We start from the raw sequence: 26,460 nt of genomic DNA on the forward strand, positions 1-26,460 counted from the left end.
TCCTGATCAATGGCCGCAGGTGAAGGTGAAATCGCGGTTGAATCGGCAGACGAGGGTCTCCGACCCGCCGTGGGTCCAGGTCACGGGCGATCCTACGCCGTAGGTCCCGGTCACTGCGGTGGTCCAGATCGGCCGGCCGTTGGAGGTACCGGTGGCGTAGGTGATGTCGCCGCCGATCTTGCCCCAGCCGGCACCGGCGTCGGTCGTCTCGAACCCGCCGGCCTGGTCCATCAGGTCGCCGTTGGAGAAGACCATGCCCATGCCGAGCCAGCCGCCGGCCTGTACGCCTTCGCTGGTGCCGCCGGTGAGCATGAACCCGACGCCCTTGTCGTCCACGCCGATGCACACCGAACCCGCCACGCCGAAGTAGGCGCTCAGACCCCCGGAGATCGGGCAGTAGCCCACCATCTTGATGTCGCTGAGCAGGCCGGGCTCGCCCTCGCCGTCGCAGTGGTAGGAACCGTCCCCGTTGGACGTGCACCCGGCCGGGATCGGCCGGTTGTCGCCCCACGGCGTCGGGTTCGGCGTGCCCAGCGGCTGCTGGGTGTTCCCGCCCGGCCCGGGGGCCGGGGTCGGTCCCGGGGCCGGACGCGGCGTCCCGAAGGGGCCGCTCGGCCCGCACGGCTGACCCGCCCGTGCCCGCAGCTGGCAGTACGTCTGGATGAGCGCCCGCTTGGCGGCCTCCTGGCGGCGCTGCTCAGCCCACCACTCGCGGTCCTCCTTGCTGTTGCAGTCGTCCAGGCACGCCCGGCGACCGTCGGGGTCGCTGGCGGTGACCGGGGTGCTGTCGGCGTACCCGTAGTTGGTCCAGCTCAGCGGGTCCTTCTGGTCGAACTCGGGGTCGGGGCTGACGAACCGACCCAGGGCCGGGTCGTATTCGCGTGCTCCGATGTGGACCAGACCGGTGGTGTCGATGTCACCGGCGACGAAGCCCCGCGCGTTCGGCCAGGACACGGCCGGTCCGCGCTGGGTGCCGTACGGGCCGGACCAGCGCTGGGTGATCGCCTGGTTCCCGGCCGCGACCGTGATCTGCTGGGTGTTCTGCGTGTCGGTCACCAGCCAGGTCACGCCCGCACCGGTCGCCGTCATGGCGCAGGTGCGCCCGGCGTAGGTGTAGTAGCGCACCGCGGTCACCGCACCGCCGCTCTTGGCCACCCGGATCTCCTGACCCGGCAGGTAGAGCGTGGTGTACGCCGGGTCCGACTGGATGAGCCGGGTCCCGTCGGCGGTGTAGACGCTGCTGACGCCGCCTTCGCTGTTGGCCGCGAGGTGGCCCTCGGCGTCCCAGGTGAGCACCTGCGGCAGGCCGGTGCCCGGCCGCTTGGTCAGGTTGCCCGCCGCGTCGTACTCGTAGTTGTCGGTGCGGCTGACCCCGGGACCGGTGGTGACCACCGCCTGCACGCCGTGCACGTTGGCGCCGCCGTAGGTGTACACCGCGCCGGTGTCACCGGCCGCCGCGTGGGTCGTCTGGGTGGCCCGGTTGCCGACGGTGTCGAACGTCCAGGACAGGTAGTACGGCGCGGGGCCGCCGAGCGCCGAGGCGTCGGGGTTCGGGCTGCACGAGGCGCCCGACGGCGTCCAGGCCGCCGAGAGCCGCTTGTCCCAGTCGTAGCGCAGGCACTGCCGGTCGGTGACGCCGGTCGAGGTGACCTGGGTCGACTCGGTGGTGTTGCCCGCCGCGTCGTAGGTGTAGTGGTTGTCGGCCACGGCCTGCGACACGGTCTGCCGGATGGTGGTGGCCTGGCTGAGCCTGCGGGTGGTGTCCTCGTACGCCATCGACTGCTGGAGCCAGTTCCCGCCGGTGAGCTGGAACTGCGTGAAGCTGGTCTCGCCGTACGCGGTGTACGCCGTGTCGGTGACGTACTGGCCGAGGCCCGGGGCGTTGGTCTGCAACTGCTCCGGCCTGCCGGTGACCGGGTCGTAGGTGAAGGTGAGGGTCTCGGCGCCCAGCGAACCCGCGTTGGGGTAGGACAGGGTCGCGGGCTGGCCGTCCACCTTGTACGTCCGGGCGATCGTCCAGGTGCCCGAGATGCCGGTGGTGCCGGTGACGGCCGGGACGGTGTAATCCTCGCCGGTGGACAGGTACGTCGGCGTGTAGCCGCGCACCTTGACCTTGTACTCGTCGGTGCCGTTGTTGAGCCAGCGGCTGGACGAGGCGAGGTAGCCCTTGGCACCCGGCAGGTCGTAGGCCCACGTCGCGAGCTTGGTGCCGGACGTGGTCCCGGCGAACTCGCCGGTCTTGCGGCCCAGGGTGTCGTAGCCGAACGCCAGCGTCTGGGTGCGGGCGTCGGTGCTGGTCAGCATGTCGCCGTAGTCGTTGAACGAGGCCGAGTGGTCGCCCTTGTCCGGGTCGTGGTCGGCGGTGATCCGGCCCAGCAGGTCGTACTGGTAGGTCCAGGTGCTGCCCGCGTTGTCGGTGACGACGTCCTGCTGGCCGCGGCGGTTGAAGTGGTACAGCGCCCGGTCGTACAGCGCGCGGGTGTCCTGGCCGACGGTGGCCGGGTCGTGGTAGCGGCGCAGTTCGGTGGTGCGCTGCTGCGCGTCGACGAGCGTGGTGGTCGCGGTGCCGCCGGTGGGCGGCGTGACGTTGACGCGGTCACCGCCGTACGTGGTGGTGGTGCGCCACAGTTCCTGGCCGGACGAGCGGGCGACGGACGCGGTGGGGCGGCCGGCCCGGTCGTACTCCGTGACGTTCTGCTGCTTGGGCTGCCAGTCCAGGATGGTGAACAGGGTGGTGGACGGCTGCACCGAGGCGTCGAAGTACGTGGACTCGATCGACTTGCGGCCGGCCGGGTCGTACTTGGTCTCGGTGAAGACCGTGCCGACGTGGCCGTCGGCCAGGGACGCGGTCTGGGTCTGGCGCGGCTTGAGCCTGCCGTCGAACAGCTGGTAGGTGACCGTGTACGCGTTGCCGGCGTGCAGCTTCTGCGCGGTCACCGCGTTCGGGCCGCCGCTGTTGCGCACCAGGTAGGAGTACATCTCGCTGGGCTGGCTCGGGAAGCTCGCCCGAAGGTGGTTGGGCAGCCACAGCTGCGTCATCTCGCCGAGGGCGTCGAAGACCGCCTCGGTGCGCCTGCCGTTGACGTCGACCGACACCGTGGGCACGCCCCAGCCCGGCTCCACCGTCTTGGTGGCGGTGCCGAGGCTGTTGGTGACCGCGAGCGAGGTCAGCGGGGCGCCGGAGGCCGGGGTGTACACCGAGGTGGTGTGGTTGCTCCGCACGTCGGCGGCGTCGGTGACGCGGCCGTACGCGTCGAACGCGCTGGTCGACTGGGTGAGCCAGCTCGGCCCGGCCCCGGTCGTCCACGCCTTCGCGACCTCAACCCGGGTCTTGTCGCCCTTGGTCGGGACCTGGCCGAAGGCCTGGCTGTCGAAGCTGGTCCGGGTCATCGAGACGACGTCCTGGTCGGACTGCGGCGCGGTGCCGCAGGACCGGCCGTACACGTCGATCTCGCTCATCAGGTTGAGCAGGGTGGTGCCGATGTTGCGCAGGTAGGTGTTCACGGTGCAGGTCTCGTCGCCGCTGACGGCGAGGTCGCCCTGGTCGTCGATCTGCGTCGGCTGGCCGTAGGTGGGGTCGTAGGCGGTGTCGGCCCGGGTCACCCGGCGGCCGCCGGAGGCGAGCCAGGTGGCGGTCCACGCCGTCGCGGTGCCGGAGAACCGCGCGTAGGCGTTGGTGTCACCCATGTCGCGGGTCGCGGTCGGGTCCGACGCCCACGGGGCGCTGACCTTGGTGCCGACCGGCGCGGTCTCCACTCCGGCGTAGTCGGTGGTCTGGCGGATCATGCCCGCGTAGGGGTTGTCGTCGGGCACGGCCGGGGCGTCGGCGGTGTCGGTGGTGTCGCCGTCGGCGTTGAGGTCGATGGCGGGCAGCGAGATGCTGCGCTTGCCGCCCGCGCCGTCGAGGTCGCCGTTCATGCCCCGGAAGTACGTCGCGACGCTGAGCGTCTCGATGCCGGAGCCGGGGTCGCCGACGCGGGTCTTGACGGAGGCGTACCCCCGGAAGTCCGACCAGGTGCGCAGCTTGTCCTTGGTGAGCCCGTCGTCGTCGGTGTGCCGCCAGGCGGGGTTGCCGACGTACTCGTAGCTGGTGACCACGTCGGGGCTGCCGCCGGTCAGGTCGGCCTCGGTGACCCTGGTGACCAGGTACTTGTGGAAGTACTCGGTCTTCATGGTGTCGTCGGGCTGGGGTTCCAGCACCGGGAAGCACCGCAGGGTGTTGGTCTGCGGCGAGGCGGGCATGTGCGTCCCCGGGACGCAGTCGGCGCCCGAGTACGCGACGGACACCTTGCCGCCCGACTCCGACCAGATGGTGCCGATGCGCATCCAGTTCATGGCCGGTTTGCCGTCGGTGGCCGTGTCGACGCGGTTGGGCAGCTGCACCCAGTCGAAGTTGACCTCGGGCAGGGTGACGGCGCCGCCGCTGATCGCCGGGCCGGTCGCGACACCGGAGTGGACGATCGACTCCAGCCACAGGCCCGCGCGGGTGCCGTCACCGGGGTCGGGGAACGTGTGGGCCAGCGTCCACTGGTCGACGTTCTTGTACGCGGCACCGGCGGTGTCCCACACCTTGGTGGTGACGCTGGTGAGCCGCTTGGTGGTCCAGAACGTCGGGGAGTACTTGCCCGCGCACGAGCTGCCGGTGCACTCCTGGTCCCACGGGGTGTCGGGCCAGTGGGCCTGGTCGTGGGTGGTGCAGCCGGACAGGCACCGGTCGGCGGTGCCGAACTGGACCCGCATCGGCGCGGCCGCGGCGGTGTTCTCGGTGTCGGTGCCGGAGCGGTTGTCGGTGCCGTAGTCGACGTGGTCCAGCCAGCCGCCGCGTACGTAGCTCACGGCGCTGGAGTCGGTGAGGTTCTTGGCGTACTTGTTGGTCTCGGCGCCGTAGAAGTACGACATGGTGTTGCCGTGCGGGTCGACGACGTAGTCGAGGTTCCACCGGTACGCCTGGTCGCAGAACGAGGAGCTGAAGCCGCTCGCGTGGCACGGCTCACCGCTGTTGTTGCCGGCCACCGGGGCGGTCCACGCCGAGTTGGTGGTCTTGTTCGCGGGCGCGGTGCCGGTGTAGCCGGGCAGCCGGTTGAGGCCGAAGTAGTACTTCGTGCCGTCCGGGCCGGTGATCTTCCAGTACTCGTTGTCGTTGTCGCCGTTGACGGTGTTGGTCAGCCGCTCGATCTTCGACGCGTCGTCGTTGGAGATGCGCCACTGGCCGGTGGTGCCGTCCTTGACCAGCTCGCCGCCGGAGCCGCTGAGCGACAGCACCGCGTTGTCGGTGCCCCAGCACTGGTCGCCGGTCTTGGTGCTGTTGTTGGCGCCCGAGCCCATGTCGTCGGCGCAGGGCTTGTAGCTGCGCTCGATGAAGCCCGGCCACCAGTCGAAGCCCTCGCCGATCCAGGACGGCTGGTTGTTGGTGGCCTCGCTGCGGCCGTCCACGGCCGACGACGAGTACGCCAGCGCGATCTTCGGGCCGGGCCCGTTCAGCGACGGCGGCATGCGCATCGGGTAGTTCCAGGTGAAGGCGCCCGAGTTGTTCCCGGCGGCCCAGGTCGACGACGCCTGGAGCGAGGTCGCTTTGAAGTCGCCGGAGTCGCCGTCGGGGCCCGCGGCCAGCGCGAGCATGACCCCGCCGCCGACCTGCGCGGCGGCCAGGTCGCCCGCCTGGGCCACGGCCTTCTGGCTCACCGGCTGCGCCAGCGACGTGTCGGCGGTGACGGTCTTCGCCGCGGCGTCGTTGCGCGACGGCAGTTCCCGCGCGCCGCACCCGGCGGCGCCGGGGGTGGTCAGGGCGCAGGCGGGCAGCGCGTACAGCCGAAGCCGCCGCGACCAGTCGGCGCCCATGGCGTCGGCGAAGCCCGAGTAGTCGACGGCGACGGTGACCTGCCCCGTGGCGGCCGACCCGGCGACGCCGTCCAGCCGCAGCACGACGCCGTCGCGCCACGCGGCCGGGACGGCTGCCCGGTCGACGACCTCGACGCCGACCTTGCCGGTGCCGCGCCTGCCCGCGGCCGGTCCGACCAGCACCGGCAGCCCGGCGGCCCGAGCGGGCCGCGATCCGGCCACGGCGGCCAGGTCGACGACGGCCTTGCCCGCGCCGGGCCAGGTGGCGCGGCGGAGCTTGCCCGCCAGCGCGCCCTGGGTCAGGTCGGCGGGGCGGGCGATCGGCACCACCTTGGTGCCGTGCTGCGAGGCCACCTGCTGGGCCGACAGCGTACGGGTCGCCGCTGCGGCCAAAGCCTGCTGCGGCACGGCGGTCAGTGCCGCCGCGACGACCATCGCGCTGGAGACTGTTCCCATCGCGACCTTGCGCCATGCCCGCCGACGGTTCGGCGGACTCTGTCTGAACATCCCGGACTCCTCGGGCTACGTGAGGGGACCGGACGCGGAAGCGCACTCACCGCCCCGCGCCGGTGAACTGCTCCGAATCTCACGCAGCCCGCCACCGAAGTCACCAGCTCAGCCCTGGGAGGAACCCGCCATCCACCTTCCACTCACCCCGATCAGTCCTGCCGGTCCGGACCCGGGAGCTGCTCCGGTTCGGTGTAGCCCGCGGCCCGTTCGGCGAGCAGCTGCCCGAACACGCCGCTGAACCGGCCGCAGTCCAGGCAGCGGAAGTTGTCGTCCAGGCGGCCGCCGCCGCAGTGGTCGCAGCGGCCCCGGTCGCGCGGGTCGTGGTAGACCCGCAGCGCCTCCACCAGCGCTTCGGCGACCGGTGCGCGCAGGGTGAGCCGGACCTCCTCCCCGTCGAGGCGGACGGTCAGCTCACCGAGCGCGGTGGCGTGCGGGTCGAGGGCGTCGATGCGGGTCACGAAGTCGCGCAGGGCGGCCAGCGCGTCCTGCGAGTGAGGTCGGGCCATGGTCTCGACCGTACCGGCCGAGCACCATGGCCCGTGCTGTCAGCTCATCCGCCAGCGCTGCGCGGCAGCGCCCGTGCAGGCGGCCAGTTGCAGGCTGTCCCCGATGGTGGTGTTGCCGGACGCGGTGGACAGGCACAGGCCCAGGGCGGTGAACGCCTGGGTGGCCGGGTCGTACGTCCACAGCTGCCCGGCGCTGCCGTTGCAGGTGCCCATCCGGACCTGGGTGCCCGCCGCGGCGACGCCGTCCTTGGCCTCGACGCAGGCGCCCAGCGCCGTCAGGGACCGGGTGTCGGGGTCGTAGGTGAACCGCTGGTCGCTGTAGCTGCTGTCGCAGGTCCAGGTGATGACGCCGCGCGGGTCGGCGATGTTGCCGCCGGGGATCGCCGCGCAGGTGGTGGTCGCCTCGATCCGGACGTTGCCGGTGCGCGGCCCGTCGACGGTGAGCACCTTGGCGGGGGTGACCGCGGCGGCGTACACCTTGACCTCGTCGATGTCGCCGGTGAACTTGTCGCCGACCGCGCTCATCCACCGGCCGCGGCCGATGGCGAACTTGCCGGCGGCGGCCCCGACCCGGCACGACGCCGTGCTCTGCAGGACGTCGTTGACGTACAGCTTCAGCTGCCCGGCGCGGGCGTCGTAGACGCCGACCAGGTGCTGCCACACGTTCAGGTCGGCGGCCGCGACGTTGGTCGTGGCGAACGCGTCGACGATCGCCGGGCTGGTGCTGTCCGGGGTGAGGCAGGTGAACGCCCACCTGCCGGTGCCGCCGCCGAAGTTCGCGTAGCGCAGGTGGAAGGCGCTGTTGACGGTGCCGTCCTGGCTGGCCACGACCGCGTTCCAGCCGGGCATGGCGTGCAGCCGCACCCACGCCGACACGGTGAACGACTGGTCGGTGGCGACGGCCTGGCCGGTCTCGGCGTAGCCGGTGCCGTCGAGTTGCAGCCCGGTGCCGGTGTGCCCGGCGCCGGAGACGGGCACGTTGGCGTTGGGGATGAACAGCAGGTCGCGGGCGTACGGGGAGGAGTCCAGCGCGGGGCCCTTGCCGGGTTCGCCGAACTGCCAGTCGCCGGTGATCCCGCCGTCGGCGGCCGCGGCGGCCTCGGCGGCGGTGACGACCCGGTCCCAGACCTGAACGTCGGCGACGGAGCCCTTCCAGTAGTCGTTGGGGGCGTCGTTCCAGCGGCCCCGGCCGATGGTGAGCGGGCCGGTGGCGGTCCAGCGCCCGGCCGGTGCCGGGACCTGGGCGGCCTGGACGCCGTCGACGTACAGGGTCATGGTCGCGGCGGCGGAGTCGTACACGGCGGCCAGGTGGGTCCAGGTGTTGAGCGGTGCCCCGGCGGCGCAGGCGGCCGTCAGCGCGGGGTTGGCGGTGTCGGCGGCGGGCAGGGCGAACTGCCAGCCGCCGCAGGTGGTGGAGTACTGCAACCGGAAGGCGGCGGTGTGGGCGCCGTCCTGGCCGAGCACGACCCGGGTGGCGCTGCTGTCGGTGAGCTTCACCCAGGCGGCGGCGGTGAAGCTGCCCCTGGTGTCGACCACGGGTCCGCCGGTGGCGGCGTAGCCGGCGCCGGTCAGCGACAGGGCGGTGTCCCCGCCGGGGATGCGCCCGGCGGCGCCGAGCGTGCCGCCGGTGAGGGTGGCGTCGAAGGTGCCGGGGTTCTGCGCGTTCTGCAGGCCGGTGGCGGGGTCGTCCAGGCGCCAGCGGGCCAGGGACGGCTGCGGCAGCCGTACCGTGAACTGGTATCTGGCCGACGTGTTGTCCTTGGTGCGCCCGGACCGGTCGACGGCGACGACGACGAGGTTCTGCTGGAGCGTGGCGCCGTCGCCGGGGGTCCACGCCACCGTCACCGGGTCGCCGGTCTTGGCCGCCCACACGTCGTTGGCAGCGGTGCCGAAGCCCCACCGGTAGTGGGTGACGTCGGGCGAGCTGCGGAAGGTGAAGTGCCCGGTGCGGCCGATCTCGCCGCAGGCGTCGCAGCCCGGGGTGTACACGTCGCCGGTGACTGTCGGGACGACCGGGTCGGTGGTGTCGACCTCGAACTCGCAGTTGCCGGGCAGGTTGGTGACCGGCCCGGCGCCGCCCTTGCCGTAGTCGTTGGCCTGGGCGCGGTAGGCGTAGACGCCGCCGTCGTCGAGTTTGGAGGTGGTCCAGTAGCCGCGGGTGCCGTTGGCGATGTAGTCCTGGTAGCCGGCGACGGCCGCGCCGGTGAAGGCGCCGGTGGCGTCGGCCTTGATCGCGGCCAGCCACAGCTGCATGGTGTCGCCGTCGGGGTCCCAGGCGCGGGCCGACAGGCGCGGGGTGTCGGTCGGCACGACGGGCCGGTTGGCGCCGGTGGCGCAGTCATGGCCTTCGACCTGGAGCCAGTCCGGGGAGCCGGGCGGGTCGTTGTAGTCGACGGCCAGCCGGGCGGTGCCGGCGTCGAACCGCTTCCACTGGCTGGTGTCGTTCTCGTTGTCGGCGCGCAGGCCCAGGCCGAGGTACCAGGCGCCGCTCGCGGCGGCGTTGGCGGTCCAGCCGGTGACGTCGAACTCGTCGTCACCGGGGCCGGAGCAGCCGTAGGCGCTGTCGACGCGGCGGCTGGCCCAGGCGGTGGTGGACTCGTACCAGCGGAACTTGTTCCAGTCGTTGGAGTAGTTCCAGGTCAGGTTGGAGAAGTTCTCCCAGTTGGCGACGTTCTCGGTGCGCCACAGCCTCGCGTTGGAGGCCGGGTTGCAGGTCCATGACCACAGCTGCTTGATGAAGAACGACGCCTTGGTGACGTGGTGGCCGCGGATGCCGCTGGTGTCGAGCTGGAACAGGCTGCGCACGGTGTACTGGGTGGACAGGCAGTTGCCGTTGCTGTCGTAGTCGCAGACGCGGCCGTGCCCGGCGCCGCCCTTGGTGCTGGCGTTGGTCAGCGACAGGCCGGTGGACTCGGGGTACTTGCTCATCACGATGGCCCAGTTGTTGTTGCGCAGGCCGCCGGACCAGGACGGGTCGATGTAGAGCGGGTAGACGGTGTCGGCCGCGTCGACCATGGTCCGGTCCGGGGTGACGGTCAGCCTGCCGGAGGCGGCCCGGACCCGCATGACGGCCCGCTTGGCGGCGCGGCCCGGGGTCTGCGCGAGCTTGGCGGTGTCGGCGCGGTCGGCCGAGTCCCACATCTGCGGGGCGGGCGAGGTGAACACGGTGTCGCCGTCGGCGTCGACGGCGGTCAGGCCCCCGTCGGCGGCGCGGGTGGTGACGCCCTTGGCGGCCAGCCCGAACGCGACCTCGGCCAGGGCCGGGTGCTTGGCGGCCTGACGGGTCTTGACGACCAGCACCTCGGCGAAGCCGGTCGCGGTGGCGGTGACCTTCAGGTCCACCCCGGGCAGCACCTCGGGGTAGGTGGCGCTGTCGCCGGACAGGACCGGCGCGGGCAGCGCGCCGCCCGGCCAGGTCACGGCGAGGGACTTGTCGCCGGAGCGGACGGTGGCCAGGGGCCCGGTGCCGCCGCCGGAGAAGGCCACCGGCAGCGCGGACGCCTTCGGCGCGACGGTGCCGTCGGCGGCGGGGGCCAGGGTGGTGTCGATCGGGGTCCAGGAGCCGTCGGGGCGGTGCGACCAGCGCGGTTCGACGGAGATCTCGGTGGTGTAGCCGCCGTCGGGGCGGGCGTACGTCTGGGAGGTCTCGGTGCGCTGCGCGGTGATCTCGACCCGCTGGCCGCAGCGGCGGGCGGTGGCGCTCGCGACCGGGGTGTCGGGGCGGGCGTCGAAGCAGGCGGGCGCGGCCGCGGCGGGGGCCGCCGGGCCGGCCAGCGGCGCGAGCGCGGCGGTCAGCGCGGTGCCGACCGCCAGCGCCAGCGTCCGCCGCAGGCGGGCAGCAAGGGGTGAGGACATGTGGCTTCCTTCGGAAAAGGGGTGGGTGGACCGGGCGCGGCCGACGGTGGCCGCGCCCGGTCCGGTTGCCGGACGGTCAGCCGCCGATGTCCTCGGCCGCCAGAGCGGTCAGGAACTCCTGCGGCGGCTGGTAGCCGTGCTCGGTGATGAAGTGGTGGATCAGGTCGGGGGCGCTGTAGCGCTGCCCGTCCGGGCCGGTGGCGCGGATCTCCGCGCCACCGAGCCGGACCTCGGTGCCGTCGATGACGGCCGGGGTGCCGAACCGGCCGCGTTCCTGCTGGCAGGGTGCGATCGGGCACTGCCGGAAGCCGCGTACCCGCGCCTGCGGCCGGTGCACGCACAGCCAGCCGATCCGGCGGACGGCTTCCGGCGGGACCGGTCCGCGCCGGAACTCGTGGTCGCCGTCCAGCCAGCCGACGGCGCGGAACTCGGGCCACGGCTCGATGACCGAGACGTCCGGGCTCGCGAAGAGGCTCAGCTCGCGACGGTAGGTCATTCCTTGCCCTCCGTGTACCGGCTGTGACCCCGGTTCCAGCCGCCCAGGTTGCCGGGCGGAGCGCCTGGTGCCGGTGGCGACGGCGGCCCGGAGGGGAAGTCGACCGGCCATTCAGGACCCCGGCAGAACGCGAGGTGGACGCATCCCATGTTCGGCCGCAGCAGTCGCGACAGCCGGACCGGTACGTCCGGCGGGACGTCGACGATCCACGGGTTGCCGGCCAGGCTCAGACCGTCCGGCCAGGTCACATCGTAGTCCTGGATGAACTGCCCAGGCCGGAATGCCTGGTAGATGACGTCGAAGCCACGCTCCATCAGGTTGCCCGTCGAGTCCCAGATCGCGTGGCGGTGCGGACCGCCGAAGACCGGGTAGGTGCCCTTGGGCACCCGGAAGCGGTCGCCGGTCTCGTCGCCGTGCCCGCTGATCACCGACGCGCCGTCGGGACGGCCCGCTCGGCCGGGGAACGCCGGGCGGACCGGGCCGCTCGGGCGTGGTCCGACACCGCCGGAGGCGTCCGGCGCACCACCGCCTGACGCATCGGGCGTCCGGCGGGCGGGTGAGCGCGGGGTGCCGACCGGGCCGGACGGGTAGTCGCCCTGCTCGTAGCCGCTGGCGATCTTGCCTGCGGTGTACAGGGTGCTGGCGATGACCCCGGACCCGGCCACGACGGCCCCGGCCGCCGCCGCTTCGCCCGCCGCCGCCGCGACTCCGGCGGTGGCGGCCATGCCCATGGTGGCGCCACCGGCCAGGGCGCCGAGACCGGCGTTGCCCGCCGCCGCGGCCATGGCCGGGATCGCCGCCGGGACCGCGATCGCGACCGCGATCACCGCGACGACCGCGACCACCACCGCGGCGGTCTTGAGGATCTTGCCCCAGTTCCACTTGGTGCCGGCCGGGTCGGACAGCGTGATCGGGTTGTTGTCGCTGTACGTGTACGCGTTGAGCTGCTGCGGGTCGGCCGTCTCGAACTCGGGGTCGACCGAGATGAACCGTCCGGTGCCCGGGTCGTACTCGCGGGCGCCGAGGTGGGTCAGGCCGGTGTTGTCGTTGGTGCCACCGACGAAGCCCTTGTCCATGGCCGCGGGCCAGGTGCCGGTGGTGGCGCGCAGCGTGCCGAACGGGGTCTCCCGCCGGACCGCCACGGCCTGGCCGACCGCCGTGATCGACAGCTGCGCGGTGCCGTGGTGGTCACCGGACAGCCAGGTCAGGCCGCTGCCGGACCGGACCCCGATCTGCTCGCCGGCGTGGCTGTAGTAGCGGGTGGCGGTCTTGGCCCCGGCCTTGGTGACCCGGAGTTCCTGGTCGGGCAGGTACAGGGTGGTGCCGCCGGGGTCGGTGCGGGTCAGCCGGGCGCCGTCGACGTCGTAGACGTACGAGGTGGTGCCGGTGCCGTCGGTGACGGTGTCGAGGTGGCCCTCGCGGTCCCAGGTGAGGGTCTGCGCGGTGGTGCCGGTCGGGCGGCTGGTGGTGTTGCCCGCGGCGTCGTACTGCCAGGTCGAGGTGGTCGGCCCGGTGGTGGCGGTGTCGAGGCGGTGGGTGCCCGCCGTGACCGTGTACGCCGTGCTCCGGTCGCCCCCGGCCAGGTGCTCGACCAGCGACGTGCGGTCGCCGCCCTTGTCATAGCCGAACGACTGCCAGTACGGCGCCGGTCCGCCCAGCCCGGCCGTGGCCGGCGCGGTGGCGCAGTCGCCGCTCGCCGGGGTCCACGCCTGCGTCATCCGCCGCAGGTTGTCGGTGCGGAAGCACTGGGTGTCGCCGGAGACCTGCTCGGACAGCCGGGTGATGTTCCCGGCGTCGTCCCAGGTGTAGCGCAGGTCGGCGACCGAGGTCGGCGACGTCTGCTTCGACGTCCACAGCTGCGAGAGCCGCCGGGTGTCGGTCTCATAGGTGCGGGTGACCGCGACGACGTTGCCGTTGCTGTTGCGCAGGGTGTAGTCGCCGAGCTCGCCGAAGGAGGTGTACCCGGTCCGGGTCACCAGGTCGGTCTCGGCCGCGGTGCCGTAGCCCGAGCGCAGCGTGGTCGGCCGCCCCAGGGCGTCGTAGCCGAACTTCAGCGTCTCCTGCTTGAGGTCGCCGAGCGCGGGCGTGCGCACCGTGTACGGCGAGCCGTCGGCCAGGTACGTGTAGCTGTAGGTGTAGGTGCCCGCCGCGGCGCCCGCGACCGTGTACCGGACGCTGGTGGGCTGGTAGTCGGCGGTGAGCCCGAGCGTCTCCTGCGTGTAGGCGTCGGTCCCGGCGTACCTCGTCGCCGAGGTGAGCTGCCCGTAGGCGAGCGTGTCGTAGACCCATTCGGCCCGCTTGGGCCCGGTCGCCGACCCTTCGCGCACACTGGTCTTGCGGCCGATCGTGTCGTACGTGTAGGCCAGCGTCACGCCGCGGGCGTCGGTGGTGGTGAGCTCGGCGCCGAAGTCGTCGAACGTCGCCGTGGCGGTGCCCTTGTCCGGGTCGGACGTGGACACCACGTTGTTGAACAGGTCGTAGCCGAAGTCCCAGTGCGCGCCGTCCGGGCCGGTGACCCGGGACAGCTTGTCCTTGGCGGTGTAGGTGTAGCGGGTGACGTCGTAGCCGGCCGGGTCGGTCGAGCCGGCGGCGACGCCGTCGTGGTACTGGCGCAGCTCGGTGGTGCGGCCGTGCGTGTCGGTGAGCTTCGAGGTGACCGTGTCGCCCCTGGGCGGGGTCGTGTCGATGCGGTCACCGCCGTACGCGGTGGTGGTGCGCCAGCGCTCGGTGCCGCCGGGGCTGCCGTTGGGCGGCACGTTGACCAGGCGGATCGAGGCGGTGACGCGGGCCGCGCCGTCGTAGACGGAGTCGGTGGCGACCGGGATCACGGTGGTGGACCGGATCAGGGCGGTGCCCACCGGCGTGTCCGACAGGTACGGCTCGGTGGCCCGGCTGGCGCGCCCGGCGCTGTCGTACCAGTTGTCGACGACGACCGCGTTGCCGCCGCCGGCGGAGTCGGGGTCCTGGCTCTGCCGCACCCGCAGCAGGCCGTCGTAGAGCATCGATCCGGCGTGGTAGCCGCCGTTCGCGGTCAGCTCGCGGGTGGTCACCACCGTCGGCGCGTTGTCGCGGACCAGGTAGGTGAAGGTGTGGCTGGCGCTCTGACCGGCGGAGCGGTCGCGGTTGGGCAGCCACACCGCCGTGGTGCGGCCCAGCCCGTCGTAGCTCCATTCGGTGCGGCGCAGGTTGGGGTCGGTCTCGACCAGGGTCGAGCCCCAGGCGGGGTCGAGGGTCTTGGTCGTCTTCCAGCCCAGCGGCGCGGTGACGTCGAGCTGGGTGAGCGGGCCGCCCGCCGCCGGGGTGTAGACCGTGCGGGTGGTGTTGCCCCGGGTGTCGACGGCGTCCAGGATGCGGCCGTAGGCGTCGTAGGTGCTGGTGGCGGCGAGATAGGTCGGCTGGCCGCCGTGGTACGCCCGCAGTGTCTCCGACCGGGTGACCAGGCCCTTGACCGGCGCGGTGCCGAACGCCTTGTCGTCGTAGGAGGTGCGCTCGTCGCCGACGACGTCGGCGTCGGTCAGGCCCCCGGCCTGCGCGCGGGCGCAGTCGACGGCGAAGGTACGGGTGCGCGACGGCTTGTCGACGATCCACGCGGTGGTGTTGCGGACGTAGTCGGTGAGCTCGCAGGTCTCGTCCCCGGCGACGGCGTCGTCACCGCGGTCCTCGGTCTGGACCGCCTCGCCGTAGCTGTCGAAGACCGTGGTCTGGCTGGTGGTCCGGTCGGCCCGGCCGCCGTCGAGGGCGGTGCGGGTGAAGGCGGCGGCCACGCCGGTGCGCCGCGACTCCACGGTGCTGCCGTTGACGGTGCGGGTGGCGCGGGGGTCGGACTGCCACGGGGCGTTCGACTCGGCCGAGACGACCGCGCCGCCGGGCCCGGCGTAGGTGATCTTCTCGCGGGTCATGCCCGCGTACGCCTCCGCGTCGGTGACCGCCGGGGCGGCCCCGGCCGCGGGCAGCGTGGTGCCCATGCCGCGGAAGAAGCGGGTCTCGGCGGAGGTCTGCTCCCCCGGGTCGCCCTTGGTCTCGCGGACGGCGCCGTAGCCGCGCCACACCGACCAGGTCTTGTAGTCGGCGCCGATCAGGCCGTCGTCGTCGGTGTAGTGCCAGGCCGGGTCGCCGAGGTAGTCGTACTTCGTGAGCTTGCGGGTGGAACCGGAGTTCGTCAGGTCGGACTCGGTGACCGCGACGACGACGTACTTGTGGAAGAAGTCCAGGATCGGGGTGGTCTTGCCGTCCGGGATCCACTTCGTCGGGTAGCAGCGCAGGGTGTTGCCGGCCAGGTTGTCCTTGTCCGGCATGCGGCTGCCCGCGACGCAGTCCCGGTCGGAGTAGGTGATCTCGGTACGGCCGCCGTACTCGGTGTCGATGTCCTTGATCCGCCACCAGTTCATCGCGGCGTAGCCGTCGGTGGTGGTGTCGACGCGGTTGTTGAGCTGCACGCCGGTGAGGACCACGTCGGGCAGGTCGGCGGCGGTGCCGACCAGGCCCCGGTGCGAGATCCGGTCCAGCCACAGGCCCGCGCGGGTGCCGTCACCCGGGTTCGGGAACGAGTGGGTCAGCGTCCAGGACTCGACGTCCCTGCCGCCGGTGCGGGTGGTGACCTTCGCCAGCCGCTTGGTGGTCCAGAACGTCGGCGAGGCGTGCTTGCACGGCGAGCCGGTGCACTCCTGGTCCCACGGCACGTCCGGCCAGTGGACGGCGTCGTGCGTGCCGCAGTCGGCCAGGCAGCGGTCGGCCGGGTCGAACACGACCTGCATCGGCGCGGTCTCGGTGCGGTCGGCGCGGGTGCCGTAGTCGATCCGGTTCAGGTACGCGGCGCGGTCGTAGGAGACCACGTCGGTCTCCTTGAGGTTGCGGGCGTACTTGCCGCTCTCCTTGGTCCAGGTGTAGCTCATGGTGTTGCCGCGGGTGTCGACGACGTGGTCGAGGTTCCAGCGCCAGGCCTGGGTGCAGAAGGAGTCGATGAACGCGGCGGCGTGGCACGGCTCGCCGGTGTGGTTGCCCGACACCGGCACGGTCAGCGTGGTCGCGGCCTTGTCGCCGAACCAGTACTGCGTGCCGTCGGTGGTGGTGACCACCCAGTACTCGCCGTTGCGGGCGCCGTTGGCCGACCCGGTCCGATGCTCGGCCCGGGTGCCGTCGTCGGTGCGCAGGTGCCATCCCCCGGACCCGTCGACGAGGAGCTCACCGGCGTGCCCGGACAGCGACAGGGTCGCGTTGTCGGTGGCCCAGCACAGGTCGCCGGCCTTGGTGGTGTTGTTGGCGCCGTTCTTCATGTCCTCGGCGCAGCTGCGGTACTTGCGCTCGATGAAGCCGCCGTCGAACTCGAAGCCCTCGCCGATCCAGCTGGGCTGGTTGTTGGTGGCGGCCATCTGCCCGTCGACGCTGGACGAGGTGTAGGACAGGGCCACCGACGGCGCCGGGCCACCGAGCGCGGGCGGGCTGCGCATCGGGTAGGACCAGGTGAAGTCACCCGAGCTGCCGCCCGCGGTCCAGGTCGCCGCCGACGACAGCGGCGTGGCCGCGTAGTCGCCCGCCGAGCTGGCCGGGCCCGCGTCCAGGGCCATCAGGGTGCCGGCCGGGGCGGCGGTGTCGGCGGCGGTGCCGACAGTGTTGCCGGACGTGGCCTGGCGCGGGGCCGCGAGCGTGACCGTCGCCGAGACGGTGCGCGCGGCCGCGTCGTTGTGCGAGGCGACCGGGCGGGGCTGGCAGTTCGCCAGCTCCGGGGTGGTCAGCGCGCACTCGGGCAGCTCGGACAGGCGCAGCCGCTGGGACCAGTCGGCGCCGTACGCCCACTGGAACGACGAGTAGTCGACCGCGACCTTCGCGGCGCCGCCGCCGGTCAGGCCGGAGACGCGCAGCAGCAGCCCGTCGGTGCCCGCGCGGCGGGCGGTGTCGTGGTCGTAGACCTGCACCCGGACCTTGCCGGGGGCGGCCTTGCCCGCGGCGGTCGGGCCGACCCACACCGGCGCGGTGCCCGCGCGGGAGGCCGGGGCGGCGGCCGGGGCGAACCCGGGCGCGGCGGCGGCCGTCAGCGCCGGGGCGAGATCGAGGTCGGTGGTGGTGGCGCCCGGCCACACGGGGGCGGCACCGGTGAACGGGGTGCCGGTGCGGGGCCGGGTGAGCTGGCGCGGCGGGACGCGTACGCCCGCGACCGGCTTCTCGTGCTGGGCCCGGCCGGGGTGGAACGGGGCCGCGCCGGCGGGCGGCGGCCCGAGCAGGGACGCGGTGACGCTCGCCGCGAGGGTGAGCACGAGCGCGAGCGTCCACCGCCCGCTGCCCCGCGGTGGGTGTGACATGACGTCGGTCATGGGTGTGCACGCCTCCAGGCATGGATCGGCAGTATCGGCGCCGACGCTAGGAGCGGCCGCTTGAACACCGCTGTCATCGCAGCTCCGGCCACATGGGACCCGGTTCACGGCCCGTCTGCTGGGACGGATGCGGCGTGATCGGAATCTCTACCCGCGTTCAGTCGTCTTAGGACGCTCACGCATGCGGATAGTTTTCTCCCCGTGCGAGTGGGGCTGTTGGGACCGGTCACCGCCTGGCACGACGGGCGGGCCCTGGCGCTCGGCCCCGCGATGCAGCGGGCGGTGCTGGCCCTGCTGGCGCTGGAGCCGGGCCGGGTCGTGTCGGTCGAACGCCTCGTGGACGGGCTGTGGGACGAGGAGCATCCGCAGCGGCCCGCCGGGGTGATCCAGACGTACGTGTCGCGGCTGCGGGCCCTGCTGCGCCCGATCGGGGCGGGCATCGAGCTGCACGGCACCGGGTACCGGCTGGACGTGCCGCCCGGCCAGGTGGATCTGCACGCGTTCCGGGCGGCGGTGGCGGCGGCACTGCCCGGTGACGACCCGGCGCCGCTGCGGGCGGCGCTGGCGCTGTGGCGCGGCGATCCGCTGGCCGGGCTGCGGTCGACGCCGCTGCTGGACCGGCTGCGGTCCGGGCTGGCCGAGGAGCGGCTGGCGGCGCGGGAGGAGTGCCTGGACCGCGAGCTGCGCGTGGGGCGGCACCAGCAGGTCGTGGCGGAGCTGTCGGCGCTGCACGAGGAGCAGCCGCTGCGGGAGCGGCCGCTGGCGCTGCTGCTGCTGGCGCTGTATCGCGACGGGCAGCGGCCGCTGGCGCTGGACCGATACGCGCGGGTCCGGCGGCGGCTGGCCGAGGAGCTGGGGCTGGACCCGTCGCCGGAGCTGGCCGAGCTGCACACCCGGCTGCTGCGCGACGATCCGGGGCTGACGGCCGCGGCGGAACCGGTGCTGCCGGTGCCGCGGCAGCTGCCGCACGACGTGGCGGACTTCACCGGCCGGGACCGGGAGGTCGAGCTGCTGGTCGCGGCCGCGCGCCAGGACGGCGCGGCGGTGGTCGTCTGCGCGATCGACGGTATGGCCGGAGTCGGCAAGACGGCGCTGGCGGTGCACGTCGGGCACCGGCTGGCCGACTGGTTCCCCGACGGGCAGCTGTTCCTGGACCTGCACGGTTTCACCGACGGGCACGTGCCGATGGAGGCGGGCGAGGCGCTGGGGGTGCTGCTGCGGGCGCTGGGCACGGCCGACGCGGCGCTGCCGGAGGGCGCCGCGGAGCGGGCGGGGCTGTGGCGGGGGCTGCTGGCGCGGCGGCGGATGCTGGTGCTGCTGGACAACGCGGCCACGGCGGAGCAGATCCGGCCGCTGCTGCCCGGCACCGCGGGCTCGCTGGCGCTGGTCACGACGCGGCGCAGGCTGGCGGGCCTGGACGGGGCCCGGTCGGTGTCGCTGGAGGTGCTCGACGAGCCGCAGGGGCGGCGGCTGTTCAACGGGGTCGTCGGGGCGCGCGCCCACGCCGAGCCCGCGGCGGTCGGCGAGGTGCTGGCCCTGTGCGGGCACCTGCCGCTGGCGATCCGGATCGCGGCGGCCCGCCTGCACCACCGCAGCCAGTGGTCGGTCGGCCACCTGGCGGCGCGGTTGCGGGCCGAGCAGCGGCGGCTGGCGGAGCTGCGTTCCGGCGACAACGACGTGGAGGCTGCCTTTCGGCTGTCCTACCGCGACCTGACCCGGCTGGAGCAGCGGCTGCTGCGGCTGGTGGGCACGTATCCGGGCCACGACGTGACGGCCGCCTCGGCGGCGGCGCTGCTCGGGGCCGATCCGGTGCGCACCGACGAGCTGCTGGAGGCGCTGCTCGACGCGCACCTGCTGCTACAGCGGACGGCGGACCGGTATCGCTGCCACGACCTGGTGCGGGTGTTCGCCGCGGAGCTGGCCGGGCCGGGCGAGCGGGCCGAGGCGGGAGCCCGGGTGCGCGACTGGCACCGGGCGGCTGCCGCCGCGGCGATGGACGCGTACGTGCCCGCCGAGCGCGAGTACCGGCCCGTGATCGGCCCGGCCGCCGACCCGGTGCCCGTGTTCGCCGACGCCGCCGGGGCGCTGGCCTGGCTGGACACCGAGCGGGCGAACCTGATCGCGCTGGCGCGGTCCGGGGCGGGCGTGCCCGGCTACGCCGGGGACCTGTCGCGGCTGCTGTTCCGCTACCTGGACAACCGGGGGCACTACGGGGACGCGCAGTTCCTGCACGGGCTGGCCGCCGCCGACCCGGACGCCGCGGTGCGGGCCTCGGCGTACGGGAGCCTGGGCAACATGGCGCTGCGGCGCGGCCACTACCCGGTCGCGCTGGACCACTACGAGCGGGCGCTGGGCCTGGTCCGGTCCGCCGGTGACCGGGCCTCGGAGAGCCGGCTGCTCAACAACGTCGGCATCGTGCTGTCGTGGACGGGGCAGCCCGACGCGGCGATCGGGCACCACGAGCGGGGGCGGGAGCTGGCGGGGCAGGTCGGCGACCGGCTGACCGAGGCGCGGTCGCTGGGCAACCTCGGCACGGTGTACAAGATGCTGGGCCGCCACCTCGCCGCGACGGCCGCCCACGAGCAGGCGCTGCCGATCTTCGAGGAACTCGGTGCCACCGGCAGCCTGGCGCTGACGCTGTTCAACCTGGGCGGGCTGGGCATCGATCTGGAGCACTACGACAAGGCGCTGGCCTACCTGCGGCGGGCGCTGCCGATGGCGGTGGAGCTCGGCGACCGGTCGCTGGAGGCGAACGTGCTCGACGCGGGCGGCCGCGCGCTGGCGTGCCTGGGTGACCCCGACGGGGCCGTCGGGCACCACGAGCGCGCGCTGGCGATCAGCCGGGAGATCGGCAACCGGCCCGACGAGCACCGGGTGCTGAACTCGCTCGGGGAGACGCTGACGGCGGCCGGCCGGCCCGAAGCGGCGCTGCCCGTCCACGATCAGGCCCGGGAGCTGGCCGGGGCGGTGGGCGAGCCGTCGGGGGTGGCCCGCGCAGACGAGGGGGCGGGCCGGGCGCTGCTGGCGCTCGGGGACCGGGCGGGTGCGGAGCAGCTGCTGCGGGCGGCGCTGGACGGGTTCCGGGAGCTGGGACTGCCGCAGGCCGACCGGATCGAGCTGCTGCTGAAGGAGGCGGACTGACGTTCCGGCCGTGTCGGTTTCACGCCGATTCGGCCACTGTGGACGAAGTCGCTCGCCCGGTACGCGAAATCCATTCAGAATTCACCACCGCCTATCCCGTGGGTTCACCGGCTGCCGCAGGCGCTGCCGAGCATGTGGCGACACTCTGTCCCACAGGGAGGCACCTCATGCGCGTCCGACGGCTCTCCGTCGCCGCCGTGGCCCTGGCCGCGCTCGCCGCGACCACGGTCTACGCCCAGCACGCCGCCGCGGCACCCGCCGTGCCGCGGCCGGACCACATCGTGCTGGTGATGTTCGAGAACAAGAACTACTCCAGCATCAGCGGCAGCTCCAGCGCGCCGTACTTCAACTCCCTGGCGTCGCAGGGGGCGAAGTTCACCAACTCGTACGCGATCACCCACCCGAGCCAGCCGAACTACATCGCGCTGGTGTCGGGCGGCGTGCAGGGCGTGACCAACGACGACTGCCCGAAGAACTTCACCGGCAAGGAGAACCTGGCCCACCAGCTCAACGCGGCCGGGTTCAGCTTCACCGGCTACTCCGAGGCGATGCCGTCGGACGGCTACACCGGCTGCTCCAGCGGCAACTACCGGCGCAAGCACAACGGCTGGGTGAACTTCGACAACGTGCCCGCGTCGGGCAACCTGACGTACGCGAGCTTCCCGAGCGACTTCACCAAGCTGCCGACGGTGTCGTTCGTGTCCCCGGACATGTGCAACGACATGCACGACTGCTCGGTGGGCACCGGCGACACGTGGCTGCGCAACAACCTCGACGCGTACGCCCAGTGGGCCAAGACCCACAACAGCCTGCTCATCGTCACGTTCGACGAGTCGGGCGTGAGCCTGACCAACAAGATCTTCACGGTCTTCGTGGGTCAGCACGTGAAGCCGGGCAACTACTCGGAGAGCATCAACCACTACTCGGTCCTGCGCACCATCGAGGACGCCTACGGGCTGGCCGCGATCGGCGGCGCCGCCTCGAAGTCCCCGATCACCGACTGCTGGCAGTAGCAACCCGCCCGCACCCGGTCGAGGCCGGGTGCGGGCCCACGGTCGAGGAGTCCCGTGCGCACCCGTACCAAGCTGATCGTCATGGCGGCCGCGACCGTGCTGCTGGCCACCGCCGCCACCGGCTACATCCGGATCGCGGCGTCGCGTGCCGCGCAGCCGGTCGCCACCGGCGCGGTCTCGCTGCGCGAACCGGGGCGCATCCTGTTCCGCAGCACCGCCCCGGACTCGCTCGGGCACCTGGCGGCGGTCTCGGCCGCCGACCCGGCCGGGCCCCGCACCGTGTCGGAGCTGAGCTGCAACCGCGTCTACGCGGCCGCCGGGACCGGGATCTGCCTGCGCCCCGACGGGCTGCTGCCGACATACCAGCTGGTCTGGCTCGACGCCGAGCTGCACCACCGCGCGGAGATCCCCATCGTCGGGGTGCCGAACCGGGCCCGGGTCTCGCCGTCGGGCCGGCTGCTGGCCTGGACCGCGTTCGTGCAGGGCGACTCCTACAACGGCGGCCGGTTCTCCACCCGCACCGGCCTGCTCGACCCCGCCACCGGCACCGAGTACGACCTTGAGCAGTTCACGATCCTCCTGGACGGGGCGCCGTACCGGTCGGTGGACGTCAACTTCTGGGGCATCACCGCGGCCGCCGACGACGACCGCTTCTACGCGACGCTGGACACCGGCGGCCGGCGCTACCTGGTGGAAGGTTCGCTGCGGACGCGTACCGTGCGGACGCTGGCGGCCAACGTCGAGTGCCCGTCGCTGTCGCCGGACGGCACCCGGCTCGGGTTCAAGGAGGCGGTCGGCGGCGACCCCGCGCGCGGCTGGCGCGTGACCGTGCTGGACCTGGCCACGCTGGCCCGGACCCCGCTGGCCGAGACCCGCAGCGTCGACGACCAGGTCGTCTGGCTCGACGACCGCACCATCGGGTACGCCATCGTGCGCGAGCACGGCTCCGACGTGTGGGCCGTGCCCGCCGACGGCACCGGCCGGGCCCGCCTGCTCGTCCCCGACGCCGAGTCCCCGGCCCCGCTGCGCTGACCTGTGGTTTTGCCCGGTACGGCAGCCCTGCTGCTCCTAGGCTCGGAGTCATGGAGCTGCGGATCTTCACCGAACCCCAGCAGGGTGCCTCCTACGACCAGCTGCTGGCTGTGGCGCGCTGCGCCGAGGACGCCGGGTACGGCGCGTTCTTCCGCTCCGACCACTACCTGAAGATGGGCGAGGTCAGCGGCCTGCCCGGCCCGACCGACGCGTGGACGACCCTGGCCGGGCTGGCCCGCGACACGTCCCGGATCCGCCTGGGCACCCTGATGACGGCGGCCACGTTCCGCCACCCGGGCCCGCTGGCGATCAGCGTGGCGCAGGTGGACGCGATGAGCGGCGGCCGGGTCGAGCTGGGGCTGGGCGCGGGCTGGTTCGCCGAGGAGCACGAGGCGTACGGCATCCCGTTCCCGCCGGTCGGCGAGCGCTTCGACCTGCTCGGCGAGCAGTTGCAGATCATCACGGGGCTGTGGCGTACGCCGGTGGGCGGCAGTTTCGACTTCCACGGCAGCCACTACACGCTGACCCGCTCCCCCGCGCTGCCCAAGCCGGTGCAGAGCCCGCATCCGCCGATCCTGCTCGGCGGCGGGGGAAAGCGGCGCACGCCGGTGCTGGCGGCGCGGTTCGCCGACGAGTTCAACATGCCGTTCGCGAGCGTGGCGGACACGGAAACGCAGTTCGGGCGGGTGCGGCAGGCGTGCGAGCGGGCCGGGCGCGACCCGGGGACGCTGCGGCTGTCCAACGCGCTGGTGCTGTGCTGCGGGCGTACCGACGCGGAGGTGCGGCGGCGGGCGGCGGCGATCGGGCGGGAGGAGGACGAGCTGCGCACCAACGGCCTGGCCGGGTCGCCCGCCGAGGTCGTCGAGAAGATCGGCCGGTACGCCGAGACCGGCGCCCAGCGCGTCTACCTCCAGATCCTGGACCTGACCGACCTGGACCACCTGGAGCTGGTGGCCGCGCAGGTCGCCCCGCAGGTGTGACCCGCAGTCACCTCACCGACAGCGCGGCGCCGTATCAGCCCGGCCCCGGACCGCCTCTTTCCTGGTGAACGACCTGCCGCCCCGGCCGGTCCGCCAGTGGAGGAGTGCGAACCATGCCCAAGAAGATCGGCGACACCAAGCTCGTCGCGACCTACGGCACCCCGAACATCTCGTACGGCCAGTCGACCGGCCTGCTCAAGCACAAGCCGCTGCTGACGTTCAAGATCGGCAACGACATGCACGTGACGATCATCCCCGACGACGGCTGGTGCATGAGCCAGATGATGTACGAGTCGGGCGAGGACTACGAGAACACCGCGAGCAAGCGCCTGCACACCAACGTCGCCGACCTGACCTTCGACGAGTTCCACGTCACCGACGAGCAGACCAAGGCGTCCACCTTCATCACCGTCACCGGCACGCTGGGCGTCTCGGAGTCCACCGCCACGAAGGAGGCGGCGCAGCGGGTCGGTTCCGAGGTCATCGGGTACGTCAAGACCGAGAGCAAGACCAAGGTCTGAGCCGCCGTGACCGGACGCTGACGCCACCGGGAGGGGTGCGGCCGAACGTGGATGTCGGCGCCGCGATCGCGGCGCCGACACCGCGGCCGAAGGCCGCACACCCCCGAGGAGCCCCTCATGAACACTTCCCGCCGGCTGGTCCGGGCCCTGCTGGTCGCGGCGGCGCTGGCCGCCCCGATCGCCGTGGCCGCCCCCGCGCACGCGTCGACGGCCAGCAACGGGTGCACCGTGACGCCGAAGACGCCCTACCACAACGGCGACTTCACCGCCGCGGGCCTCAAGCGCATCGCGTACGAGGTGGAGATCACCTGCGTGGCCGGGGTGACCATCACCGTGGAGGAGCAGCGCTGGGAGGAGGACGCGAACCAGTCCGACGACTTCATCGGCGACAGCTCGCTGGTGCGGGCGTTCCCGACGGCCGACACGATCACCTGGACGATCACCGGAACGCTGCCGGACACCGACGACCTGTTCGACATGTACGAGGAGATGTACCAGAAGGTGCACTTCAAGGTGACCAGCGGCCCGGTGACCTCGGGCTGGACCAACTGGGAGCGCAGCGGCGTGCGGTCGATCCACGTCTGATCCGGACGCGGGCGGGCGGGACCGGTCAGCCCGGTCCCGCCCGCCGCTTGCCGCAGAGTCAGTTGCTGACCTGGACGTTGAGGGTCCAGTCGTCGAGGGTGCCGGTCAGGACGTTGTTGGCGCCCTGGTCGACGATCATCCACTCGACGCTGACGGTGTGCACCATCGCGGCGGCCGCGGGCGCCGACACCCGCTTGCACGCCTGGGTGGCGTCGGACTCCCCGGCGCCGGTGGTGAACGACAGGTCGTTCGGGCCGGCCACGACGCCGTCGACCAGGATCCGGACCTGCAGGAAGTCCATCGGCGCCGCGTACGTCAGAGCCTGGCCCTGCAGCTGGGCCTCGGCCGAGAAGATGATCACAAGCTGGTCGGAGTCGCCGGCGGGGGTGGTGACCGCGATCGACGCACCGGGCAGCGGGGCGAACGCCCCGTTCTCGACGAGGTTGGTGGGGACGTCCTGCATCCGGACGTTGCTGGCCTCCTGCACGCCGCCGTTGCAGACGCTCAGGCCGACCGTCGGGGCACTGGTGGCGCGGTCGTCGTCGAGGGCGACGAGCGGGGCGGCCGAGCTGGGGACGGCGCCGACGCCGACGGCCAGGACCGCGGTCAGGACCGCCAGTACGGCGGCCGTGCGCTTGTTCATGGTGGTGCTCCTTCTGCCGGTGCCGCGACGGGTTCGCGGCCTTCCGAGGCTCGCCGGGGGCTGTCAGGGTCCGGTCACGGTCGGATCAGCGGCGACCGTGACGCCACCGTGACGCCGGTGCCGACGATGGAGGCCGGCCGCTCCACCCGGGACCGGTCGCAGAGGAGGTAGTCGTGAAGGCAAGCCGTCTGGCCGCCGCCGCGCTGGCGGCGGGCGCCCTGGCCGTGCCGGTCGCGCCCGTGCCCGCGTACGCCGATCCGCTGGTGGGCCTGGTCCAGCACACCAGCGGGGTCGACGCGGCCCCGAAGTCCGTGACTGTGCAGTGCCCGGCGGGCTCGTGGGTGTTCGCGCTGGGCGCGCAGGTCACCGGGGGTGGCGGCCTGGTCCAGCTGGTACGGATGGAGCCTGCCGCCGACCTGCGCACGGTCACCGTGGCGGCCCGCCCCCGCAGCACGGCCACGGGCACGTTCTCCGTCACCGCCGAGGCGGTGTGCGGGCGTTCGGAGCGGGCGCCGGTGCTGGTCACCCGGGACACGGTGCAGGCGCCGTCGGTGGCCGCGACCTGTCCCGGGGAGACGGACCTGCTCGGCTTCGGGTTCCGGATCGACCGGCCGGTGGACCAGTGGCGCATCGACGCTCTGGTCCCCGACTTCGGGCTGACCAGCGTGGGCGTCCACGCGGCCGGGGCCGGGCTGCCGGGGACGCTGGCGGTCGCGGCGATCTGCTACAAGGTCGACCCGAAGCAGCCGCAGATCCGGCCGTACCGGATGGGGGCTGCGGGTGATCTGGGGGATGTCTGGCCGAAGACGGTGGGTGTGGACCCGAACGGCGACGACTGGAGTTTCGGTGTCGGCGGGCAGGCCACGGCGGCCGGGACGCACCTGGACCTGTTCGCGCCCCGACCGTTCGGCACCAGCTGGGTCCGGGCCCAGCGTCCGTCCGTGCCGACGCAGCCGGGCGCCGTCCGGGCCGCGGTGGCCGACGACGGCACGGTCACCGCGTACGCGGCCCGGATCGGCACCTTCCACTGAC

The 26,460-nt window shown here is 73.0% G+C and carries 13 protein-coding genes; 7 read left to right on the forward strand and 6 right to left on the reverse strand.

The genetic code is table 11. The features are described from left to right. Nucleotides 1-6: 6 nt before the first annotated feature. From Cs7R123_RS30890 to Cs7R123_RS30910, 5 genes are all read right to left on the reverse strand, one after another. Complete coding sequence (locus tag Cs7R123_RS30890; RefSeq protein WP_212831702.1) at nt 7-6,345, reverse strand: RHS repeat-associated core domain-containing protein; 6,339 nt, start codon at nt 6,343-6,345, stop codon at nt 7-9. Between the two features lie 152 nt (nt 6,346-6,497). After that, nucleotides 6,498-6,854 carry a hypothetical protein gene (locus Cs7R123_RS30895; protein ID WP_212831704.1) on the reverse strand — a complete coding sequence of 119 codons (357 nt, stop codon included), beginning with the start codon at nt 6,852-6,854 and terminating at the stop codon, nt 6,498-6,500. Between the two features lie 39 nt (nt 6,855-6,893). Beyond that, a complete protein-coding gene (locus Cs7R123_RS30900) occupies nt 6,894-10,709 on the reverse strand; it encodes a LamG-like jellyroll fold domain-containing protein (protein ID WP_212831706.1) in 3,816 nt (1,271 codons plus the stop codon). A gap of 76 nt (nt 10,710-10,785) precedes the next feature. Then, nucleotides 10,786-11,205: a hypothetical protein gene (locus Cs7R123_RS30905; RefSeq protein WP_212831707.1), complete on the reverse strand. Its 420-nt coding sequence runs from the start codon at nt 11,203-11,205 to the stop codon at nt 10,786-10,788. After that, entirely contained in the window at nt 11,202-17,501 is a 6,300-nt protein-coding gene (locus tag Cs7R123_RS30910) for an RHS repeat-associated core domain-containing protein (protein WP_212831709.1), read from the reverse strand. The genes Cs7R123_RS30905 and Cs7R123_RS30910 overlap by 4 nt, the downstream gene beginning before the upstream one ends. 213 nt (nt 17,502-17,714) lie before the next feature. Here Cs7R123_RS30910 and Cs7R123_RS30915 point away from each other — a divergent pair, with 213 nt between their 5' ends. The 6 genes from Cs7R123_RS30915 (at nt 17,715) to Cs7R123_RS30940 (ending at nt 24,785) form a co-directional block, all read left to right on the forward strand. Further along, on the forward strand, nt 17,715-20,654 hold the full coding sequence (locus Cs7R123_RS30915; RefSeq protein WP_212831711.1) for a tetratricopeptide repeat protein: 2,940 nt from the start codon (nt 17,715-17,717) through the stop codon (nt 20,652-20,654). Nucleotides 20,655-20,821: 167 nt separating this feature from the next. Beyond that, a complete protein-coding gene (locus Cs7R123_RS30920) occupies nt 20,822-21,667 on the forward strand; it encodes an alkaline phosphatase family protein (RefSeq protein ID WP_212831713.1) in 846 nt (281 codons plus the stop codon). Nucleotides 21,668-21,721: 54 nt separating this feature from the next. Continuing rightward, nucleotides 21,722-22,699 carry a hypothetical protein gene (locus tag Cs7R123_RS30925; RefSeq protein WP_244872249.1) on the forward strand — a complete coding sequence of 326 codons (978 nt, stop codon included), beginning with the start codon at nt 21,722-21,724 and terminating at the stop codon, nt 22,697-22,699. Between the two features lie 50 nt (nt 22,700-22,749). Further along, nucleotides 22,750-23,679, forward strand: a complete 930-nt coding sequence (locus tag Cs7R123_RS30930; protein ID WP_212831715.1) for an LLM class F420-dependent oxidoreductase — start codon at nt 22,750-22,752, stop codon at nt 23,677-23,679. Between the two features lie 113 nt (nt 23,680-23,792). Continuing rightward, nucleotides 23,793-24,200, forward strand: a complete 408-nt coding sequence (locus tag Cs7R123_RS30935) for a hypothetical protein (protein ID WP_212831717.1) — start codon at nt 23,793-23,795, stop codon at nt 24,198-24,200. A gap of 117 nt (nt 24,201-24,317) precedes the next feature. Continuing rightward, nucleotides 24,318-24,785, forward strand: coding sequence for a hypothetical protein (locus Cs7R123_RS30940; RefSeq protein WP_212831719.1), 468 nt, complete (start codon nt 24,318-24,320; stop codon nt 24,783-24,785). Nucleotides 24,786-24,843: 58 nt separating this feature from the next. On the opposite strand, the gene Cs7R123_RS30945 is transcribed toward Cs7R123_RS30940, so the two are convergent. Then, nucleotides 24,844-25,428 carry a hypothetical protein gene (locus Cs7R123_RS30945; protein ID WP_212831720.1) on the reverse strand — a complete coding sequence of 195 codons (585 nt, stop codon included), beginning with the start codon at nt 25,426-25,428 and terminating at the stop codon, nt 24,844-24,846. A 173-nt stretch (nt 25,429-25,601) separates the two neighbouring features. Between Cs7R123_RS30945 and Cs7R123_RS30950 the strand changes: the two genes are divergently transcribed. Then, nucleotides 25,602-26,459: a hypothetical protein gene (locus Cs7R123_RS30950; RefSeq protein ID WP_212831721.1), complete on the forward strand. Its 858-nt coding sequence runs from the start codon at nt 25,602-25,604 to the stop codon at nt 26,457-26,459. The last annotated feature ends 1 nt before the right edge of the window (nt 26,460 follow it).

The organism is Catellatospora sp. TT07R-123 (assembly GCF_018327705.1).
GTDB lineage: Bacteria > Actinomycetota > Actinomycetes > Mycobacteriales > Micromonosporaceae > Catellatospora.

Bases quoted from the DNA above. Each gene is read 5' to 3' on its own strand.
- Cs7R123_RS30940 (WP_212831719.1), top strand. From the start codon at position 24,318: ATGAACACTTCCCGCCGGCTGGTCCGGGCCCTGCTGGTCGCGGCGGCG.
- Cs7R123_RS30930 (WP_212831715.1), top strand. From the start codon at position 22,750: ATGGAGCTGCGGATCTTCACCGAACCCCAGCAGGGTGCCTCCTACGAC.
- Cs7R123_RS30935 (WP_212831717.1), top strand. From the start codon at position 23,793: ATGCCCAAGAAGATCGGCGACACCAAGCTCGTCGCGACCTACGGCACC.
- Cs7R123_RS30905 (WP_212831707.1), bottom strand. From the start codon at position 11,205: ATGACCTACCGTCGCGAGCTGAGCCTCTTCGCGAGCCCGGACGTCTCG.
- Cs7R123_RS30945 (WP_212831720.1), bottom strand. From the start codon at position 25,428: ATGAACAAGCGCACGGCCGCCGTACTGGCGGTCCTGACCGCGGTCCTG.
- Cs7R123_RS30900 (WP_212831706.1), bottom strand. From the start codon at position 10,709: ATGTCCTCACCCCTTGCTGCCCGCCTGCGGCGGACGCTGGCGCTGGCG.
- Cs7R123_RS30920 (WP_212831713.1), top strand. From the start codon at position 20,822: ATGCGCGTCCGACGGCTCTCCGTCGCCGCCGTGGCCCTGGCCGCGCTC.
- Cs7R123_RS30910 (WP_212831709.1), bottom strand. From the start codon at position 17,501: ATGTCACACCCACCGCGGGGCAGCGGGCGGTGGACGCTCGCGCTCGTG.
- Cs7R123_RS30895 (WP_212831704.1), bottom strand. From the start codon at position 6,854: ATGGCCCGACCTCACTCGCAGGACGCGCTGGCCGCCCTGCGCGACTTC.
- Cs7R123_RS30890 (WP_212831702.1), bottom strand. From the start codon at position 6,345: ATGTTCAGACAGAGTCCGCCGAACCGTCGGCGGGCATGGCGCAAGGTC.